The following is a 20,647-nucleotide window of genomic DNA, read 5'->3' as shown; positions in this document are numbered from 1 at the left end:
GGAGGATCCCAAGTGTTGTCTTGAGAAGTTTATTGGGCATGTAATGATTTTCTGATTTTGATAAAATATTTCCAGATAAAGTTCTTGTAATTGAAACGATAGGTTGATATTACATCTTCGAGATAATATTTTACAAAATGAGGATGGTCTTGTAATGCTTTAATGAAGTAGGGTGTGACCGTATCTGCATGTAAAAATTTATGATACAGGTATCCCCATTTCATATTCTTCTTGATCTTACTGCATTTACAGGTGTAAATTTTTTGGAGAGATCTCTTTGGGTTGCCTGATGCTTCAAGAACCGACTCGGAAGCAAAGATTCCCGACAATAGAGCGTAGTAAAGGCCTTCTCCGGTAATTGGGTCGATGAACCCGGCGGCATCGCCAACCAAAATTGTGTTATCCATGACCGACAGAGCATTGATTTTCTTGCCGGAAGGAATAAATGCTCCTTTTGAGGGAAGGCCAGTCGTCTTTGTTACTTCCTGGAAAAACAGTTCAGCTTGTTTGGGTAATGTCTTATTCGTGTTTTTGCCCCCCACACCAATAACGTCATGATCGTTTTTCGGGAAATACCAGCCGTAGCCGTTTTGGACAGGTCCTAGATAAATCCGGAAGGGCTGCTCTTCCGTCGTCTCTTTTGCAACCCGGGCTTCCACACAAAAGTAATCATTCCTTGATATGCCGAAAGGTTTGGTCAGTAAGGAGGAGCATCCGCAAGCTCCTATAAGGTATTTGTATCGCAGTGAATCGTTCCCGAGCAGTATCACATTTTCTGTGAAATTTATATCTTTCGCATTGATACGCGTATTTTCAAGCAGTGTGCCTCCTTTTTCTTTGTACAGTTCAATCAGACTTGTGTCCAGAAGTTTTCTGTCTGTAAAGAAATAAGGCGTGTTTATTTTGGTGTGTGTTATTTGATCGGTTTTGTAGTAGAAGTCCACATTGTCGGACTGTCCAAGAATAAAAGCGCTTTTATCCAATTCCGGACAATAAGTGTCTAACAATTCGATTGTCTTCAGGGTTAGTCCACCACCACACAACTTCTCCCTTGGAAATGACGCCTTGTCAATGATGCAGGTGTTGAATCCATGTTTTTGAAGTTCTATGCCTGTCATGGCACCCGAAGGGCCGCCTCCTATTATCAGAACGTCAAACTCTTTCATTGTTATTTTTATTATTTAATGGTGTTGATTATCGGGTAAATATCCATTCCTTATTGTTCGATAGCTCGGGCCGGAAATAGTATCCTCCTTCCGTAAATCCCTGCAAGTGTTCGGGATTGCTTATCCTGTTTTCTATGATAAAACGCGACATCCATCCGCGAGCTTGCTTGGCAAAAAGGCTGTTGACCGTATACTTGCCGTTGTGCTCCTGTTTGAAAACGGGCGTGATTATTCTGCAATGTGCGGGCAATTGTTTTTGGTTCAGCATTTTGAAATATTCAGCCGAAGCTAAGTTGATCAAAGTGTTATCATCAGTTTTGAGCAATTTGGAAATTTCTTTTGTCACCTGTTCTTGCCAGGTGTCATAAAGTCCGTCAATGAGTTTGGAATTCATATCAAGACGGTAAGGCTGAATGATGTCCATCGGGCGAAGTACGCCATAAAGGGCTGAAAAAATGCGGAGGTGTTCCTGTGTGAAGTTTATGTCATCTTTGCTGAAATCAGATGGATTCAGCTTGTCGAATACATTCCCGGTATAGGCAAACAAGGCCGGCTTTCCCACGTGTTGAGTCGTGGAAAAAGAATGGAAATAGTCGCGGGTAGCAAACGCAATTTTCAGGCTTACACGCTCGCGTTGGGAAATATCTTCGGCAGCAAAATGGCGGAGCGAAGTAATGATCTTGTTGGCTTTAGATGAAAAAATCGGCCATGTCGTCTCGAATGGTGGAGCAGGGGTGTGAAAATTAATTGTTTTTGAAGGAGATAATATAATTAGCATGTAGTTCCGCTTATTTTTTTTATAAATTCGCCGTTCTGAACGCTTGTGTTGCAAAGATACAAGAAATAAATCAGGAGATGCAGTCGGATTGAGCTCTTGTAACGAAAGATTCAAAAAGGTTTGAGGTTGTTTGAGTGAGCATTGGTTATTGTTATCGTTTTCCAGTTATTTCCGCACTTTAGTCTTTATATTTGTGAGACAATCGCTTATTTGCGATGTTTCTGATGTTGATCCTTAAATAAATGCTAAATTTACAATGAAGAATGTCTTGTTTGTTTTGATTCTGTTGCTTGTCAACTTTCAGACAACAAAATCACAGTCTGGCGATGTTGCCGGATACGTTGATCCGTATATTGGCACTGGCGATCACGGTCATGTGTTTTTGGGGGCTCATGTGCCGTTCGGAGCGGTTCAGGTTGGCCCGACAAATTACGTGAAAGGTTGGGACTGGTGTTCCGGCTATCACTATTCCGACAGTATTCTGACCGGATTTTCGCAATTACACCTGAACGGAACAGGTGTAGGCGATTTGGGTGATATTTTGGTGATGCCTTATATCGGAAAGGTACAGTTTGCTCCGGGCACAGATAAAGCCCCATTGTCAGGCTGGGCAACCAAATATACACACAAAGATGAGATTGCAAAGCCAGGTTATTTTTCGGTAAATCTTCGGCAATATCTGATTAATGCTGAAATGTCGGCAACCGAACGTGTCGCTTTCCATAAATATACTTTCCCGCAGTCGACAGAAGCTCATATCGGTATTAATCTGGCAATGGGTATTGGCTGGGACAGGCCAGTGAAAACGTTCATCAAAAAAGTAGATCCTTCTACATATACAGGTTATCGATTTTCAACCGGATGGTCGAAAGATCAGCGTCTTTATTTTGCAATCAAACTATCCCGTCCTGCCGACGCAACATTGTTGTTCGATGGTATGCATCCTAAATCAGGTGACGTTCTGGAGGGAGACTCCGCTGTTTTGGTTATTAACTACCGAACGGACCAGGGAGAGGTGATTATGATGAAAATCGGCATTTCTCCTGTGAGTGAAGAAAATGCATTGTCAAATATTGCGGCAGAAATTCCGGTCTGGAATTTTAAGCAGGTAGTGGATAAGGCTTATGCCAGTTGGAACAAAGAGTTGGGACGCGTGAGTGTTGTAACGAAAGATAAACACCAGCTTCGTGCTTTTTATACAGCGTTATATCATACTTTTACTTCTCCTGTTTTGTTTAATGACCATAATGGCGATTACCGTGGAACCGACAAGGAAGTGTACAAAAATCCGGGTTTCAACAACTATACAGTATTCTCTCTTTGGGATACCTATCGAGCAGCTCATCCTCTTTACACGTTGGTTCAACCCGGTCGTGTTTCTGATATGGTACAGTCGATGCTTGCCATTTACAGACAACAGGGGAAATTGCCTATCTGGCCTCTGATGGGTTGCGAAACCGACTGTATGGTAGGTTATCCGGCTGTTCCGGTTGTCGCAGATGCTATTTTTAAGGGATTCAAAGGAATTGATCCGCAGTTGGCGCTGGAAGCCATGAAGGGCTCTTCCATGCGCGACGATTACGGGATGAACTATATCAAAGCCAAAGGTTATATTCCTGCGGATAAAGAAAAAGAATCGGTTTCCAAAGCCCTGGAATATGCTCTTTCCGACTGGGCAATAGCTCAATTGGCTCAAAAGCTCGGGAAGCAGAGCGATTATGAGTATTATGCAAAACGTGCAAAAGCTTATACCGAATACTTTGATCCGAAAACAGGCTTTATGCGTCCGAAGCTGGATAATGGAAAATTCCGTGAGCCTCTTGATCCGTTCAGGTCGATTCACGAATGGGGTGATTATACAGAAGGAAATGCATGGCAATACACCTGGTTGGTTCCGCAGGATGTGGAAGGTCTGATCTCTCTTTTCGGAGGAGAAAAACCTTTTGTTCAAAAGCTGGACAGCTTGTTCATTGTGCAGGGCGATATGGGCGATAATGCCTCTCCCGATATCTCAGGGTTGATTGGTCAGTATGCTCACGGTAATGAACCTAGTCATCACATTGCATATTTCTATGCATATGCCGGACAGCAGTGGAAAACCGCCGAAAAAATCCGCTATATTCTCGAAAACCGTTATTTTGATAAGCCTGCAGGTTTGAGCGGAAACGAAGACTGCGGCCAAATGTCGGCCTGGTATGTTCTTTCTTCGTTGGGCTTCTATCAGGTGAACCCAGCCAGTGGATGTTTCGTTTTCGGCTCTCCGTTGTTCGACAGAGCATCGCTCGTTCTTCCTGCCGGAAAGAGATTTACGATCAATGTTCGTAAGCCCGGAACCACCAATATTTACATTCAATCGGTAAAACTCAATGGCAAACCCTATAGCCATTCGTTTATCACTTACAAAGAAATTATAGACGGAGGCACTCTCGAGTTTGTGATGGGAGATCAACCCAATAAGGATTTCGGGGCAAAACCGGAAGATCGCCCGCAATCTCGAGTCTTCTGATTTGAGACCGGATTGATTGGAGGTGAGATCAGCATGAAGAGGTGACAGCTTGAGGCAAGGCGCTGAACCATCATTAGATGTTGCAGCTTTGAACTTGAAATTTTGAACTTTATAACTACATAACCTGATTAAATAATTGATGATGAAAAACTGGAAAACGCTGGGGTTGATAATCAGTGTGCTATTTTTTTCAACTCGTTGTATAGCGGGAGAATCGAATATCACTATTATCCCGAAACCAAATCAGCTTACCGTGAATGACGGTGACTTCGTTTTTAAAAACGGGATGACGGTACAGGCTCCATCCGATTGCCAAGGAAAAAAACTGCTGGTAAAGAAGCTGGCTTTGGCAGCCGGTATTACCCTCAGAAATAGTAAAGACGGGCAAAAGGCCGCTATAGTATTTGCTTTGGTAAATAACAACGAACTGGGTCAGGAAGGCTATCGTCTGACGGTGGATAAAAACAAGATCAATATAGAAGCAGCTGCGCAGAACGGTTTGTATTACGGTGTTCAATCGTTGCTGCAACTTTTGCCTCCCCAAATCGAAAGTAAAACAAAAACTGCTGCAGTGTGGAAGGTTCCCTGTGTTGCCATTACCGATGTGCCCCGTTTCTCGTATCGCGGGGTTCATCTCGATTGTTGCCGTCATTTCACAACCATTGACGAAATCAAGAAGATGCTCGATCTGTTTGCTATATATAAGATCAACAAGTTCCACTGGCACTTTACAGAAGACCAGGCATGGCGCATCGAAATTAAACGCTATCCGAAGCTGACTGAGATCGGCTCCAATCGCATTGACGATGGTAAACCATATGGTGGTTTCTATACGCAGGAACAGGTCAAAGATGTGATCAAATATGCGGCGGCCCGCAACATCGAGATTATTCCCGAAATTGAAATGCCGGGCCATGCGCTGGCTGCACTTGCGGCTTATCCCGAACTCTCCTGCACCGGCGGCCCCTTCAAACCACGTACCATCTGGGGTATTGAAGACGATGTTTTTTGTGTGGGAAATGAAAATACCTACAAATTCTTCTACCATGTTCTCGACGAGGTGTGTGCATTGTTTCCTTCGAAAATTGTACACATTGGAGGCGACGAATGTCCGAAGATACGTTGGCATGAGTGTCCCAAATGTCAGGCTTTGATAAAAAAGGAGGGCTTGAAAAATGAGATGGAATTGCAAGGCTATTTCACCAGAAAGATGGAAAAATACCTTATTGCAAAGGGGAAACGCATGTTTGGATGGGACGAAATTCTTGAAGGCGGTGTGGCTCCTACGGCAATGATTATGTCGTGGCGTGGAGAGCAGGGGGGTATCGAGGCAGCCAATGCCGGTCATGATGTGGTGATGACGCCTTCCGGCTACGTTTATCTCGACTTTTATCAGGGCGATTTGCTTTGCGAACCCTTAAAGATTGGTGGTTTTTCACCCTTGCAAAAAGTTTACAGTTATGACCCTGTTCCGAAAGAAATTGCAGCCGATAAAGCTCATCATGTTCTGGGTTTGCAGGGTAATCTCTGGCAGGAATACATGTACGAACCCTCTCAGATAGAATTCCAGTATTTTCCGCGTGTGCCGGCTATTGCTGAGGTGGGGTGGACGCAGAAGGAGAACAAAAATGTGGATGATTTTATCAAACGTCTTGATGATCAACAAGTGCGTTGGGATTATCACAACCTCAACTATTATATTCCGATGCCGGAAGGTAATATGAACTACATTCAATTTGCGGATAAAGTAACTCTGCCCTTCACCAGTAACCGTCCGGTGAAAATAGTTTATACGCTCGACGGGTCGGAGCCTACCGCATCATCGGCGGTTTATGCGCAACCGATTACGATTGAAAAGTCATCGGTGATGAAAATTCGTAGCGTATTGCCTCATGGAAAACTGAGCCCGGTACGTACCATTACCTTGACAAAGGTGACTCCATATCGCGGCGTTGAAAAAATGGAAGGTTTGCAAAAAGGGATGAAGATGCGTTTTGTAAAAGATGGCGATTTCAAAGCGGTTGCACAACTGGCATCGGTGACCAACTGGAAAGATACTGTGGTAACCACTCTGAACGACTTCTTCAAGCTAAAGAAGAAAGAAGAAGCCGGTGGTGCTGCTATTTTTGAGGGTTACATCTATGTTGAGAAAGACGGATCTTATATTCTGCATTGCCTCGGCGATCAGTTCTTCCTTGGCGACAAGCTGCTGATCGAAAATAAGGGCATAAAGAAGAATGCCAAATCGGATGTTGCCGTTCCCCTTACGGCCGGTTATTATCCTATCAAAGTGGTGCTTCTCAACCGAACATTGGGCGGGGTAGTTTCAGCATGGGTGGATGCTCGTCCAACCCTTCGTCCGGTGGATAATACCAATCGCGAAAACCCGACTCCGGTTTACTATTAACCGGTTGCACTTTATACAACAAAGCCGCAGGTAGTTCTTCTAACTGCGGCTTCGTTATTTTACTCCTGAATTTTCCTTCATTTCTTGTGGTTATGGATGTTATCCCGAAATATATTTCCCGTAAGGTAGTTTATTTACCACAAAGATAATGGCCGACGAGATGACGAGACACACCAGAATGGTAACCGGAATGCCGACGATCGGATCGATGAGTTGCCAGTTGATGCCGTAGTCGCCAAGCTGGAAGAAGATGAGTACGTGCACCAGAAAGATGCCGTAGCTGTAGCGGCAGATAAAATCACGCACCTTTACAAACGGACGAAAACGGATGTCTTTGTCTTTCAGTAGCAGAAATATTCCCATGGAATAGAGCAGGATATTGGGCGAAAGGCATTCGTAAAAGGTGGAAGCATACTCATGCTTGAACCGGAGAATCAGGTAGGTGCCGGAGATGGTCGACAGCAATCCCGCAAACAGAAAGCTAAGTGCTAACGTGTTTTGTTGTTTCCTGCTTTTGAAAGTTTTGTTTTTCAGGTAATAACCAAGCACCAGATAGCCAAGAAATCCGCTGAAATAACTCAATTCGATATCCGGTTTCAGTTTTTCAATTATTGGTTGTCCGAAAACGATGGTAAATGCCCAAATACCCAGAAAGTAGAGTTGTTCCTTCTCCGTACTGTTGCGCACCCATTTTCCGATGATGGGGATAAAAAGATAGACGCCGACAATCATGTAGATATACCAGAAGTGAAGCGAACTGCCGTCGCGGAACTGCACGAAAATTTCGCGTGCGATGGAATAGGGCGTCAGTAGAACACCTTCGTCGTGCATATCCCAAAGCGATTTGGCAATGTAGATGCAGCTCCAAAAGAGGAACGGAATCACCAATCGCATCAATCTCTTTTTCAGGAAAACGCCGATGGGATATTCTTTGGATAACAACAACGCGCCGGAAAGCATGACGAAAACCGGTACGCTGAACCGCGACAGGCTATCAAAGATGTTGCCGATCCAAAAACTGTATTCGGAAATGGACCCCGACGACGGTTGGTAATCTGACGAGACGTGGATACCGATTACCCCGATGGTGGCGATCACCCGCAGGTTGTCGTACCAAAGGGTTTTTGCCGCGGACTGCGGTGTGTTGTAATTGGTTTGTGCCATTCCGAATCGGTTGTCTGTTTGGTGCTGCAAAAGTAAGAAAAATTGTAGAGACGCTTCATGTATCTTTACAAAACGCGTGATTAACATGTTATTCTCATGCATTGAAACAGGATAGCTGAACATTAAGTCACAAATAAATATTTCGGCATAGATTGATTTTTTATTAAAACAGTGGGCATCGGCTTTATTCATCAGCTTTTCGCCGGAGAATCGTTACTTTTGCATGCAATTTTACTTTAACCGAAGAATAGTATGCGTAAGAACATTGTGTTGTTGGTATTGTGTTTCGTGGTGGCGTCTGTGGCGAAAGGAGCAACCGGAAACGACAATTATACCATTATTGTTTCGCTGGATGGGTTTCGCTGGGATTATCCCTCGATGTATTCCACGCCAAATTTGCAGTTAATGGCTCATCTCGGGGTGCGGGCAGTGAGTATGAAACCCTCTTATCCGGCATCCACCTTTCCCAATCATTATACCCTGGCTACAGGTTTGGTTCCCGACCATCACGGCATTGTTAACAACTCGTTCTGGGATAAGAAAACAGGGATTCGTTATTCGATGGGAGACTCTGCAACGCGTAACAATCCTGCCTACTATTTGGGAGAACCGATTTGGATCACAGCGCAGAAGCAGGGAGTGAAAACCGGAAATGTGTATTGGGTGGGATCGGATATCGCCATTAAAAATACGCATCCTACCTACTATAAAATTTACGATCAAAAACCGATGATCTCTTTCGAAGCCCGTGTGGATACTGTTATTTCGTGGTTGCGAATGAAGCCGGAAGATCGGCCCCGACTGATTATGCTTTACTTCGATGAGCCCGATGCGAAAGGACATCATTTTGGTCCCCGGAGCCCGGAGGTGGCAAAAGAAGTTCATCGGTTGGATAGCCTGATCGGTGATTTGATGAAGAAAATTAAACAGTTGCCGGTAGCGTCAAATGTGAATGTGATTGTGACTGCCGACCACGGCATGACGGCAATTAGTCCCGATCGTTTTGTGCAAATGGAGAATTATTTGCCTGCCCGTTGGATTGATAGAGCCGAAGGAGCCAATCCTACCTCATTGTTTACCCATTTCGGATATCGCGACTCGGTGCTGATTGCCTTGAATAAAATTCCGCATATCAAAGCCTATAAAAAGGAGGAGGTCCCGGCATCGTTGCATTATGGCACCAGCGATAGGATAGGCGATGTGGTGGTATGCCCCGATTGTGGATGGCAATTCGGTTCTAAACCTTCGCCCAACAAAGGGGCACATGGTTACGATCCGGATGCACCCGATATGCAGGTCGCTTTTTATGCTTACGGCCCCGATTTCAAAAAGGGGTATGTCTCTCAAGGATTTGTCAATGTGGATGTCTATCCGCTGTTGGCCTATTTGATGGGAATCACTCCGGAAAAAACCGATGGTAATTTCGACAGGGTGAAAGATCTGTTGAAGAGCAGATAAGCGTTTGGGTAGAAATAAAAAATGCTCCGGCTTTCATGTAAAGTCGGAGCATTTTTTATTTGATAGGCGGTATCGATTTTTATTTTGTATTGAACACCTGGTTTTTTACCAGTTTGTCTACGTCATACGGTGCCGGATCGCCGCCCAGGTATTTGTGGAACCAATCGAGGTGTGCATCGTAGTAGAGTGGCATCGATTTTACCGTGTTGGGCCAGTGACCGTCGTTTTTCAGGATAATGAGGCGCGACGGAATATTCAGCGTCTGCAAAGTGGTGAAATATTGCAGGCTCTGGTTGTACGATACCCGGAAGTCGAGCTGGCCGGTGATAATCAGGGTTGGGGTAGCAAAGTTCTTTACGTATTCCGAGGGCGACCATTTCTTGTACAAGTTTGAATTCCAGGGCTGACCTTTCAGATCGAAGTTCGGAAACCAGACTTCTTCCGTTGTTCCCCACATCGATCCCAGATCAAACAAGCCCATCATCGAAGCCAGACATTTGAAACGTTTGGTTTGAGCCTGAAACCAGTTCATCATGTAGCCGCCGTAGGACCATCCCATGGCGCCCATGCGGGTAGAATCCACATAAGACAGGTTAGCCAATGCATCGGTTACCTTCATCAGGTCAACAAACGGCTTGCCGCCCCAGTCGCCCGAGATGGAGGTGGTATATTCCTGTCCGTAACCCGTAGAACCGTGCGGGTTGGGGTAGGCCACCACGTAACCGGCACCGGGATATACCTGCCAGTCACCGCGGAACGAGTTCATCCACTGGCTTTGCGGGCCACCATGAACGTTAAGAATGAGCGGATATTTCTTGTTCGGATCGAAGTTGTGAGGTTTTACAATAAACACTTCCAATTTACGACCGTCGGCACCGGCCACCCAAAGTGTGTCGGACGGGCGGATATCCACTGTGTTTTCCAACTCTTCGTTTAAGAAGGTGATCTGTGTGGTTTTGCCTTTGGTTAGGCTCTGGCGATAGAGCGCAACCGGTTTGCCGGTAGAACTGGCAGTGTAGTAAATGTTTCCTTTGTTGTCGAGATCGAAAGCAAAAGTGGCTTTGTCGCCGCTAACCGGAGTGATCTTTTTCGATGCAATTTCAATTTTGTAGATCGGTTGATTGCCCTGTACATCGCCCGAAAAATAAATTGATTTGGAGTCGGCATTCCATTTGAAATCGGTCACCCAGTTGTCGAATGCGTCGGTGATGATTTCTGATGTGCCGGTCTGACGGTTGTAGAGAGCCAGACGAAAACGATCCGATTCATGACCCGGTACCATCTGTTTGCGGTAGGCTATGTATTTTCCGTCGGGAGAATAGATAGGCGAACCGTCCCATGCCGTGTTATCTTTTGTGATGTTTACCGCCTGCCCGCCAGTTACCGGTATTAAATACATATCAGCATTGGTGTTGGCTTCGGGATGATCGGTGTGATTGGAAACAAAGCACAGTTCCTTGCTGTCGGGAGAGAAATTAAACCCGATGCCTCCGCCCAGCATAAAAATGGGTGAAACAAAATTGCCCGGAGTCAGGTCTGTGTAGGTCTGTTTCGCAAGGTTATAGATGATGATGTGCGAACATTTTCCTTCCGAGTAGGATGTCCAGTGACGGAACAACAGGTGGTCGGCCATATAAGCCTGAGTCGGTCCGTTGGCAGCCAGCGAATCGGCAATGGCGTTTGCGCGGCTGTCGGCGCCACATTCGGGATATACGTCGGCCGTGAATGCTATCAGTTGGTTGTCGGGCGACAAAACCGGTCCGCCAATTCCCATCGAAAAATCGGTAAGCTTTTCTGTTTTAGAGTCAGCAAACGAATAGCGATAGACCTGAGGGGCGCCGCTTTCGGAAGAGACGAAATAAAGATTCTTGTTATCGCTGCTCCAGAAAGGGGTGTTGGCTTTTCCGCTGGTGGTAATAGCCACCTTGTTGGTGCCATCGGTATTCATTATGTAAACATTGGAAAACGATTTGCCTTTCGGCAGGTCGTAACTTCTTTCGGCAAGGGCAATCCGGTTGCCATCGGGCGAAATTACCGGGCTTTCCACGCCTTTTATTTTATACAAATCGGCGATGGTGAAGGCTCTTTTCTGAGCAAATGCTGATATTGCAGCCACGCAAATCAACAGGGAGAGAATCGAGATCAGTTTCTTCATATTGATAATGATAATTAGTACTGGTGAAAAACGATTACAAAAGTACATATTTATGCTTAAATCAATGAGTTTTGAGAGATGTTTTTGAAGTGAAGATTCGCAAAAAAAACGATTGAAAATCACGTTTTCCGGTTATTCTGAATATTTCATCGAATTGGCATCTCTTGCAGATTATAGCACAAAAAAATGCCTCTACTAAAAGTAAAGGCATTTTTCAATATCGGTTATCTTACGATTAATATCTTCTGGAACGGTCACCGTAACCACCGCGGTTGCCACCACCCTGGTAACCACCCTGACGGCGTTCTCCATAAGGTCTTTCTTCGCGGGGACGAGCTTCAGAAACAGCAATAGTACGACCGTCAACTTCAGCATCATTCAATTTGCTGATAGCGAGCTTAGCAGCATCGTTGTCAGGCATTTCTACAAAACCGAAACCTTTAGAACGGCCGGTCATTTTGTCAGTGATTACAGTTGCGGAAGTTACTTCGCCAAATTCGGTAAAAAGTTCTCCAAGTTCAGCGCTGTTTACGTTGAAGCTTAATTTTGCTACAAAAATGTTCATTTTGAAATTAGGATTAAATAAAACTTGATTTATTATTGAAGAGAAAGGCAGAGAAAGAAACTCTATAATAATCCTAATCGAGAAATGAAGTGGATTGAATAGCGAATAAACCCGGACTTGTTGTTCAATGATGGTGCAAAGATACGCATAATCCATTGAATTATCATACAATAGGAAAAAAATATTTGATGCGTAAAGTTTCTTTTAGAATTGGATCTGCAAAATATCCGCTTTTGCTGTGTTTCGTTAAACTTTTTTATGGCAGATAATTAGCTGTGGAGCAATTGCAGAACTTATTGAATGATTTCAGATTGACAGGATAGATATGAAGTGGCAGATGCTTCCGCCAAGTACAAACAAATGCCAAACGGCGTGATTATACAGGGGTTTGCGGTTGGCGTAGAATATTGTTCCTATGCTATAAAGAACTCCTCCGCCAATAAGCCACAGAAAGCCTTCGAACGATAGAGCCTCATATACCGGACGAATGAAAAAAACGATAATCCATCCCATTGCGAGGTATATGTAGAGCGATAATTTGGGGTGTTGTTTCCACCATACCAATTTATACACAATGCCTAAGACCACAATACCCCAAATAACAGATAGCAATAACCATTTGAGAGAACCTTGTAAGCAGAGCAATATAAATGGTGTGTACGTTCCTGCTATCAGAAAATAGATGGAGATATGATCGAACAAGCGTAAAGTTGTTTTCAATTTTATAGGTTTCACCAAATGGTAGATTGTTGAAACGCTATACATTTCGAACATGCAAAAGGCAAATGCCAGAATGCCGAAACGGGTTTCGGAGATCATGGCGGAACTTCTGAATAACAGGAGGATTGCTATTGTGCTGAAAATAATACCGAAAGCATGAGTGATGCTATTGGCAATTTCAGCCTTTCGTGGAGGAAAAACATGGGTGGTGGAAGACATTGCGCAATTCAAATTATAACGTTGAACGTTTCAATGATTAAATTTCGCGACTGTTAGCATAAGCGAATAAAAACGGAAAAGAAACGGTTCGGGTTGATTAAACCCGAAGCCGCTTAATATCGTCTTTGGTTGTATCCACCATTGTATCCGCTATTGTGTCCACCATTATAACCACCACGATTACCATACCCTCTGTTATTCTGTTCGGTTTTAGGGCGGGCAACACTCACACTAATTTTGTTGCCTTCAAATTCGGTATCGTGCAAATTGTCAATGGCGCGTTGTCCGTGTATGTCATTGGGCATTTCTACAAACCCGCAGCCTTTGGGGTAGCCGGTCATTCTGTCTACCATGACTTTAACACCGGTTACAATCCCGTATTCTTCGAATAACTCTTCCAGACTGTCGTTTGTGGTATCGTCACTTAAGTTTGAAACGTAAATATTCATCAGTATATAATTTGTTTTGCAATAGGCTGATGGACCTTTATGCTGCTGAAGATTCTCAACACCATCCGGGATGTTTTCCGGGAATGTGTCTTGTTATTAAGCCTCTGGAGCGATGAATTGAATGTGTTATTTCGAAAGCTCAATTCGCACAGCATTCATGCCCTTTTGTCCTTTTTCCAGTTCAAAGGTAACAATATTTCCTTCTGAAATATTCTCCGGCGCATTGCTGATATGAAAAAAGTATTTGTTTACACTTCCCATGTCCTTTATAAATCCATATCCTTTGTCTGTGTTGAAGTGCTCCACACGGCCTCTAAGTGGTTCTTTTTCAATATCTTCTTTTTTCGGAGAAGAAACGGCAATAGATTCGAGTTCTACTTCTGTTTTCTTTGTAGGATCCGGCGGGGTGTCGGTAATCATGCCGAATTCGTCTACATAGGCAATCATATCCTCAAAGGATTTGCTACCTCCACTGGCTTTGCGCTCTTCTTTGCGTTTTAGCTTTTCTCTTTTTTTCTGTTCTTTCTTCTTTTCTAATTCTTTTTTATTCACTGAAATTAATTTAGCGGTTATTGTTTATTTTGAGATTCTTTATGCTGGAATAGGCTTTGCATTCAATGTTTTGCCTGTTAGTTTTTGAATATCACGAAGCATACTGCGTTCTTCTTCTGCGCAAAACGAGAGCGCTGTGCCTCGGTTACCTGCACGTCCGGTTCGTCCGATGCGGTGTACATACGTTTCGGCTACATCGGGCAGGTCATAGTTGATGACAATTTCCAGATTGGCAATGTCAATTCCCCGCGCAGCAATGTCAGTTGCCACAATTACCTTGGTGGCGCCCGATTTGAAGTTAGTCAGTGCCCGTTGTCGTGCTCCCTGCGATTTATTGCCATGAATGGCCTCGCATCCAACGCCTTTCTTTCCCAGTATACGGGCAATTTTATCGGCTCCATGCTTGGTTCGCGAAAAAATCAGAACAGATTTGTCCTGTGCTTTTTCAAGCAAAGAAACAAGCAGTTCGCTTTTCTGGGGCTTTTCAACAAAATAGAGATGTTGCTCAATGGTATCAACAACTGAGGAAACCGGAGCAACTTCCACACGTAATGGTTTATTTAGGATCGTTTTGGACAGTTGAGCGATTGCCGGAGGCATGGTTGCCGAAAAAAACAGTGTCTGTTTCTGCTTGGGCAACAGAGGCAACAAACGTTTAATATCGTGAATGAAGCCCATGTCGAGCATTCGGTCTGCTTCGTCGAGCACGAAATGACGAATATGTTCAAGCTTGATATGCTTTTGCTGTATGAGATCAAGTAATCTTCCCGGTGTTGCCACCAGAATATCGGTTCCGCGCGTTAACTGTTCTACCTGAGGACGTTGATTTACCCCTCCGAATATTACCGTGTTACGTAAGCCGGTATATTTTGCATAGTCGGTGAAACACTCGTCGATCTGAATGGCCAGCTCGCGTGTGGGAGTAAGTATCAGAGCCCTGATTACACGCTTGTTTCCTTTGATCTGAGATTGGTCTAATTGCTGGATAATGGGGATCGCGAATGCCGCTGTTTTGCCTGTTCCTGTTTGTGCTATGCCCAGTAAGTCGCGGCCGTCGAGCGCTCCCGGTATGGCCTGCTCCTGAATGGGTGTCGGTTTTTCGTAATTTTTGTTTGCCAGAGCTTTCAATATAGGCTCTGAAATATTAAGTTCTTTAAATGTCATGAATTGTTCGACGACATCCGTCGTCTTTGTTTTAATTAAAAAATGCCAATAAGTTATTTACAAAGGAGATGGTGCGGAATCGGTGTAAAAGCTTATTGTAGGCAAACATCTGTTTGCTGGTCTTGGTTTTTGTCGGGTAAAGCCGATGCAATTTTTACTTGCGTGACCGGTCTTTCGAAACAAGAAAGCTGATTTTGATGTCGATTTTGACGATGGTAGTTCCGCCAATAGCTGACGGAGCAAAACATTGTAGAGAAGGATTCAATACTCACTTGATTGTTCTGGATGCAAAGGTACGGATTATATTTCACTTATTTGCAATAGAAAGGGAACCGTTACAATGTTTCCATCGCGGCGGTTCCCTTTCTGTAGTTTCGTCAACTTAATAAGTCGTCTGCATCCCGTTGTGCTCGTTATACCACATGCCGTTGTATTGCGATTGTTCGACGCTGACTTCAAAGCTCAGGTTTTTATTGGCCTTATATTTCAATCCCACGCCATAGGCATTTTGAGGCACAAAAGGAGCGTAACCGTAGAATTTGTTAGTATTCGTGGAGGCGCTTACCTGTCCGAAAGCCTTGACCGCTACCTTTTCCGAAAGATTATACTGCGCTCCAAAGCTGCACGAAAAATCGGTAAATGGGGAGAGTTGTTTGTTGCCGAAAAAGTAATGCGCAATCACCGGCGACACTTCAAACGTAAGCTTGTTCAAGGGACGAAACAGAAACGAGGTGCCGAACGAAGTGATGTTTTCGTATTTGAAGTTATAGCTCGACTTGCCCAGTGCTACCGAAAATTGTTCGTTGATAAAAAAGGGTCCGCGTGAGAAAACCGGCTTTGGGAGTTGCTGTACTTTTTGCGATAAAGAGTCGTTCAGATAAAATGACGGCAGATTGACCGGAGCCGGAGCAATGGTGCTGATCTCTTGTCTGGATAATGAGTCGGTTGCCGGCATCGTAATCGTCGGTTGCTTGACGCTTTTGTCTCCTGCATAAAGTTTTTCAGGCGATTGCCCGAAAGCCAAAGCGCCGAATAGTGACAGCGATAATATAAGTGTTGTAATTCTCTTCATGCCGGCAAAAATTACGTTGTGAGTATTTATGCGGCAAACTTACGAAAAAAACAAACCGTCGATAATTTCAGTAGTAAATATTATCCTCAATTAACAAGATTTCAGGGCTTCATAGTGATCCTTGGGCAAACCGGGTGGGCATCCAGTGTTTCCAATGCAAAGAGAGGATTTTAACAATTTACAGCGACAGGCGAAGTTTCAGACCTATCATTTTTTCAGTGTGATTAAGGGAACGGAAGGTAAATTTAGGCGAAATTCCAAGTTGCGATTCCTTCCCTAAACTCCAGCTGAACATGCCATTTCGGTGTCTTTTGTTTATTTTGGAGGCTGATATCGGTGCATCAATCAAAGAAGCCAGATAGTCTAATGAAAAAACTACAGCGCTGATACCTCCAATGAAAAATTCCATAAAAGGTTCGTCTTTGTGCGACATGGTAATAGCACAATATGTTATCACACTCAACGAACCTGCTCCTATTGAACTGAATATTATTCCTTTGGTTTTTTGTCCGTTGTAGAACTGCCCAAGACCGGGAAAAAACAGTGAATTAACAAAGGCAGCTCCGGGTTTCTTTGGCAGCAGCGGCTTGTTGCTGTAACGGATTGTTTGGATTTCATCATAGGTATAACATTGTGTCGTTCCGTTTGCAGTTTGAATAGTGATAGATTGGTTTGGGATGCTCTGAAGAAATAGGCCCTTGATTTGCACTCCATTTTTTAATGTTATATAAACGGATCGAACTTTGTTTTCGATAGAATCAGGAACTATTTTTTGAATTTCAGGGTAAGTGAAAATAAGGGCCTTGCCATCCGCATTTTTAATACGTACCAATTCATTGGGGATGTTCTCTGTGATTTCTCCTTTTGCAACTCTTCCATCTTTTAAGTAGATGTGACAAAGCTCATTCGATTGAGCAGGCAGTTGATAGTTCGCAAAGAGAAAGCAAGCAAAAGACAACACAAAATAAGTTATTATCCGTTCCATAAAGTGTTCTGTTTTATGAAGTTTACCTTGTGCTTTGGCGCGCTGTGCGAAATGCTGTAACAAATTTAATGTCAGATGGAAAAATGTGTGTGCCGGATGTTGATTTTAACATGTTAATATTGAACCGTTACGGAAGAATAGTCGATGGTATGTGTAGTCATACGGAAGACGCTAAAAACAAAGGCTGCCTCCTGAATTTCAGAGAAGGCAGCCTTTGTGTGTGAGTCGCAAAATGATGCTTTACGGGTGGAGATAGCAATCGACATGGAATCGATTTGTGGGTATCGTTCTTATTAAATATGTTTTTGAAAGACAGAGTTTTATTCTACTTTCCAATGCAAAACTTATGGAAGATATTACCCAAAATCTCGTCGTTGGTAATGCTTCCCCCGGTGATAAGTCCCAGATAATAAATTGCTTCGCGAATATCCTGCGAGACGAACTCCCCTGAAATGTTGTTGTTCAACCCTTCGATTACCCGCAGGATGGCTTCCTGCGCTTTTAGCAAAGCTTCGTAATGGCGGGCATTGGTTACGATTACGTCACTCGCGTCTATTTCAGGAATATTGGCCGCAGTTATCAGTGCTTGTTGGAGCTTTTCGTAGCCTTGTCCGAATTTGGCCGACAAGAAACAGCAGGGTTCATTCATCAACACCGGCAAAGCTTGCAGTGCCGTGCGTTTTTCTTCTGTCAGCGAATCAATTTTGTTGACAATGAAGATGCGCTGTTTTCCGCTTGTTTTTTCGACGATATCGGTAGCAAACTGTGTCAGCTCGGTGATGCTGCGCGTAGAGTCGAGCACCGGAAGAACGATTGTTGCCTGATCGATTTTGTGGAAGGTGCGTTCTATGCCGAGGCTCTCAATTTTATCGCGGGTGTCGCGGATACCGGCGGTGTCGATAAAGCGGAATTGCACACCGCCAAAAGTCATTACCTCTTCGATGGTGTCGCGCGTGGTGCCATGAATATCGGAAACGATGGCTCGTTCTTCGTTGAGCAGACGATTGAGCAAGGTCGATTTGCCTACGTTGGTTTCGCCGACAATGGCAACGGGGATTCCGTTTTTAACGGCGTTTCCTACGCTGAACGAGTTGATTAGCTTGGTGGTAACCAGTTCTATGTGGTTAATCAGTGTGTTGAGCTGGTCGCGGTTGGCAAACTCCACCTCTTCTTCGCTGAAATCGAGTTCGAGCTCGATCAATGAGGTAAAGTCGAGTAATTCTGCACGCAAGCGATTGAGTTCTTCTGAGAATCCACCTTTGAGTTGGTTGATAGCCAATTTGTGAGCAGCTGCCGATTCGGCGGCAATCAGGTCGGCAACGGCTTCGGCTTGCGACAAATCCATTTTGCCGTTCATGAAGGCGCGTTGCGTATATTCGCCCGGTTCGGCCATGCGGCAACCGTTTGCAATAAGCAATTGAAGTATTTGTTGCTGGATAAATGCCGATCCGTGACACGAAATTTCTACCGAATCTTCGCCCGTATAGGAGTGAGGATTACGGAAAACGCTTAGCAAAACTTCATCTACCGTTTCTCCTTTTTGATTGATAATGTTGCCGAAACTCACCGTTTGTCCTCTTTGTGAGAGTACATCGCGTGTATTATTTTTAGCTTTGAAAATAGTATTGCAGGCGGCAATTGCATGTTGCCCCGAAACGCGCACAACAGCAATTGCTCCTTGTCCGGGAGCTGTTGAAACAGCGCAAATAGTATCGTTATTCATTCGAAAAATCTTGACTTGTGTAATGCATTCCGCTTGTTGGTGCGACTGATTTTCGCTTGTTTTCTTTCTTTAACCGAATGGTCAGGAATATGCCCGAAATGCCGGTGTAGATAAGGGCTGCAGCTCCAAAGTAGCCTATCAGGTTGACAACTCCCTCGGGTTTAACCAGTACCAGAATGCCAAGTCCCAATAAGACCAACGGACTCAGGTAGTAGAGTGCCGACACGGAGCTGTTAAAGCTGCGGAGCGAGGTGATTTCAATGAGTTGCAATATGGCGAGGCCGATGATACAAATGGCAATAACCACAATGAACCATTGCGCAAAAAAAGAGGGTTTGATGATAAATGCCAAACCTACAACCAATGAAACAATTGAGTTAATAGATGCTGTGTGAATCAACATGTTGCGAATTGCATGGCGAAAGGAGAGCAGAAAGGAAATTACTCCGTAAAGTACCAGTAAAATACCGATTCCAACAACAACTCCGGTGGCAAAAGCATCGGGGTACATCCAAAGAAGGACTCCGGCTGCAATGCAGATAATATTGCGAAGCAACATCCAGTCGGTTCGGGCCGTAAAACGGCTTAATATCGATTCTTTCATATGTAATTAATTTAGATCCTGTCCAGCACTTTTTCCACCAGCATCTGAACCGATTCTTTGTAGTTGGGGAATGCGTCATGGATGCGACGATTGGCAATGATGCAGCAAACGGTCACCGCTTTATGTCCCATTAATTTCGATAAGCCGGCAATGGCTGAACTCTCCATCTCGTAGTTCGTGACTTTGAAACGGCCATAGCGAAACGTTTCTATGTTGTCGTTAAGGGTCGGGTGGGCGAGAGGAAGTCTGAGTTCGCGTCCCTGGGGTCCGTAAAATCCGTTTGCGGAAATAGTCACGCCTCTCAGCATGTCGTCTTTCCCGATACGCTCTACAAGTTCCGGATCATTATCGGCAACATACGGAGCGCACCATTGAGGATGCCAGTTGACATGATGCGTGAACGCTTTTTCAAATTCGATATCGCATGCTGCATTTCTGTTGGCATAGAAATTCAGTACTCCATCAAATCCTATTGATTTTTCGGACAGGACATAAGTCCCCGGTCTAATGTCGGGCTGAACGGCTCCTGATGTTCCGATTCTTACCAAAGTCAGTTGTTTGTGCTCCGGTTTTTCTGTTCTGTTGACAAGATCAATATTTGACAGGGCATCCAGTTCGTTGACAACAATATCAATATTGTCGGTTCCAATTCCGGTTCCCACCACTGTCAGGCGTTTGCCTTTGTAGGTTCCTGTAATAGTGCGGAATTCACGATTGGCAACATCACACTCAATATTTTCGAAATAAGAGGCAATCATTTCAACGCGACCCGGATCGCCTACTAGAATAACTTTATCTGAAAGTTGTTCCGGAAGTAAATGCAGGTGAAAAATTGAACCGTCATCATTGATAATAAGTTCCGAACTTGGAAAATGTTTCATATCGATGTTGTTTTGTTTTATAAAATTCATGGGAAATTTCTGGCATTGTCATCATATGAACTACTTCGTCTACAAATAG

General features: G+C 44.2%; 18 protein-coding genes. 3 read left to right on the top strand and 15 right to left on the bottom strand.

Annotated features, from left to right (window positions below):
* Positions 1-29: 29 nt before the first annotated feature.
* Both PJIAN_RS08520 and PJIAN_RS08515 read right to left on the bottom strand, forming a co-directional pair.
* On the bottom strand, positions 30-1,166 hold the full coding sequence (locus tag PJIAN_RS08520; protein WP_068704022.1) for an NAD(P)/FAD-dependent oxidoreductase: 1,137 nt from the start codon (positions 1,164-1,166) through the stop codon (positions 30-32).
* Positions 1,167-1,194: 28 nt separating this feature from the next.
* Positions 1,195-1,944 carry a YaaA family protein gene (locus PJIAN_RS08515; protein ID WP_068704020.1) on the bottom strand — a complete coding sequence of 250 codons (750 nt, stop codon included), beginning with the start codon at positions 1,942-1,944 and terminating at the stop codon, positions 1,195-1,197.
* 256 nt (positions 1,945-2,200) lie between these two features.
* On the opposite strand from PJIAN_RS08515, the gene PJIAN_RS08510 reads away from it, so the two are divergent.
* Both PJIAN_RS08510 and PJIAN_RS08505 read left to right on the top strand, forming a co-directional pair.
* Positions 2,201-4,450: a GH92 family glycosyl hydrolase gene (locus PJIAN_RS08510; protein WP_068704019.1), complete on the top strand. Its 2,250-nt coding sequence runs from the start codon at positions 2,201-2,203 to the stop codon at positions 4,448-4,450.
* Between the two features lie 142 nt (positions 4,451-4,592).
* Positions 4,593-6,857, top strand: a complete 2,265-nt coding sequence (locus PJIAN_RS08505; protein WP_172795592.1) for a family 20 glycosylhydrolase — start codon at positions 4,593-4,595, stop codon at positions 6,855-6,857.
* Between the two features lie 99 nt (positions 6,858-6,956).
* On the opposite strand, the gene PJIAN_RS08500 is transcribed toward PJIAN_RS08505, so the two are convergent.
* Positions 6,957-8,021 (bottom strand): acyltransferase, encoded by a 1,065-nt coding sequence (locus PJIAN_RS08500; RefSeq protein WP_172795591.1) that lies wholly within the window; start codon positions 8,019-8,021, stop codon positions 6,957-6,959.
* Positions 8,022-8,273: 252 nt separating this feature from the next.
* On the opposite strand from PJIAN_RS08500, the gene PJIAN_RS08495 reads away from it, so the two are divergent.
* The gene (locus tag PJIAN_RS08495) at positions 8,274-9,479 is read left to right on the top strand and encodes an alkaline phosphatase family protein (RefSeq protein WP_068704006.1); all 1,206 of its coding nucleotides are present in this window, start codon (positions 8,274-8,276) and stop codon (positions 9,477-9,479) included.
* Positions 9,480-9,558: 79 nt separating this feature from the next.
* Here the strand turns inward: PJIAN_RS08495 and PJIAN_RS08490 are convergent, their stop codons facing one another.
* From PJIAN_RS08490 to PJIAN_RS08440, 12 genes are all read right to left on the bottom strand, one after another.
* Positions 9,559-11,634: a S9 family peptidase gene (locus tag PJIAN_RS08490; protein WP_068704003.1), complete on the bottom strand. Its 2,076-nt coding sequence runs from the start codon at positions 11,632-11,634 to the stop codon at positions 9,559-9,561.
* Between the two features lie 235 nt (positions 11,635-11,869).
* A complete protein-coding gene (rbp, locus tag PJIAN_RS08485) occupies positions 11,870-12,199 on the bottom strand; it encodes an RNA-binding regulator (protein ID WP_068704002.1) in 330 nt (109 codons plus the stop codon).
* A gap of 306 nt (positions 12,200-12,505) precedes the next feature.
* The gene (trhA, locus tag PJIAN_RS08480; protein WP_068704001.1) at positions 12,506-13,138 is read right to left on the bottom strand and encodes a PAQR family membrane homeostasis protein TrhA; all 633 of its coding nucleotides are present in this window, start codon (positions 13,136-13,138) and stop codon (positions 12,506-12,508) included.
* A gap of 113 nt (positions 13,139-13,251) precedes the next feature.
* Positions 13,252-13,587: an RNA recognition motif domain-containing protein gene (locus tag PJIAN_RS08475; RefSeq protein ID WP_068703999.1), complete on the bottom strand. Its 336-nt coding sequence runs from the start codon at positions 13,585-13,587 to the stop codon at positions 13,252-13,254.
* A gap of 126 nt (positions 13,588-13,713) precedes the next feature.
* Positions 13,714-14,145 (bottom strand): cold-shock protein, encoded by a 432-nt coding sequence (locus PJIAN_RS08470; protein ID WP_439951404.1) that lies wholly within the window; start codon positions 14,143-14,145, stop codon positions 13,714-13,716.
* Between the two features lie 33 nt (positions 14,146-14,178).
* The gene (locus tag PJIAN_RS08465; protein WP_068703995.1) at positions 14,179-15,303 is read right to left on the bottom strand and encodes a DEAD/DEAH box helicase; all 1,125 of its coding nucleotides are present in this window, start codon (positions 15,301-15,303) and stop codon (positions 14,179-14,181) included.
* Positions 15,304-15,685: 382 nt separating this feature from the next.
* On the bottom strand, positions 15,686-16,375 hold the full coding sequence (locus PJIAN_RS08460) for a hypothetical protein (RefSeq protein WP_068703994.1): 690 nt from the start codon (positions 16,373-16,375) through the stop codon (positions 15,686-15,688).
* A 178-nt stretch (positions 16,376-16,553) separates the two neighbouring features.
* A complete protein-coding gene (locus tag PJIAN_RS08455; protein WP_153802528.1) occupies positions 16,554-17,360 on the bottom strand; it encodes a hypothetical protein in 807 nt (268 codons plus the stop codon).
* Positions 17,361-17,473: 113 nt separating this feature from the next.
* Entirely contained in the window at positions 17,474-17,626 is a 153-nt protein-coding gene (locus PJIAN_RS14910) for a hypothetical protein (RefSeq protein WP_153802527.1), read from the bottom strand.
* A gap of 59 nt (positions 17,627-17,685) precedes the next feature.
* Positions 17,686-19,083, bottom strand: a complete 1,398-nt coding sequence (gene mnmE, locus PJIAN_RS08450; RefSeq protein ID WP_068703991.1) for a tRNA uridine-5-carboxymethylaminomethyl(34) synthesis GTPase MnmE — start codon at positions 19,081-19,083, stop codon at positions 17,686-17,688.
* The gene (locus PJIAN_RS08445) at positions 19,076-19,687 is read right to left on the bottom strand and encodes a DUF308 domain-containing protein (RefSeq protein ID WP_068703990.1); all 612 of its coding nucleotides are present in this window, start codon (positions 19,685-19,687) and stop codon (positions 19,076-19,078) included. The genes mnmE and PJIAN_RS08445 overlap by 8 nt, the downstream gene beginning before the upstream one ends.
* Before the next feature lie 11 nt (positions 19,688-19,698).
* Positions 19,699-20,568 carry a nucleoside phosphorylase gene (locus tag PJIAN_RS08440; RefSeq protein WP_068704673.1) on the bottom strand — a complete coding sequence of 290 codons (870 nt, stop codon included), beginning with the start codon at positions 20,566-20,568 and terminating at the stop codon, positions 19,699-19,701.
* Positions 20,569-20,647: the final 79 nt, after the last annotated feature.

Origin of the sequence: Paludibacter jiangxiensis, from assembly GCF_001618385.1 — a bacterium.
In the GTDB taxonomy this organism is placed as follows: domain Bacteria; phylum Bacteroidota; class Bacteroidia; order Bacteroidales; family Paludibacteraceae; genus Microbacter; species Microbacter jiangxiensis.
This window is presented reverse-complemented; position numbering and strand designations above follow the sequence as displayed.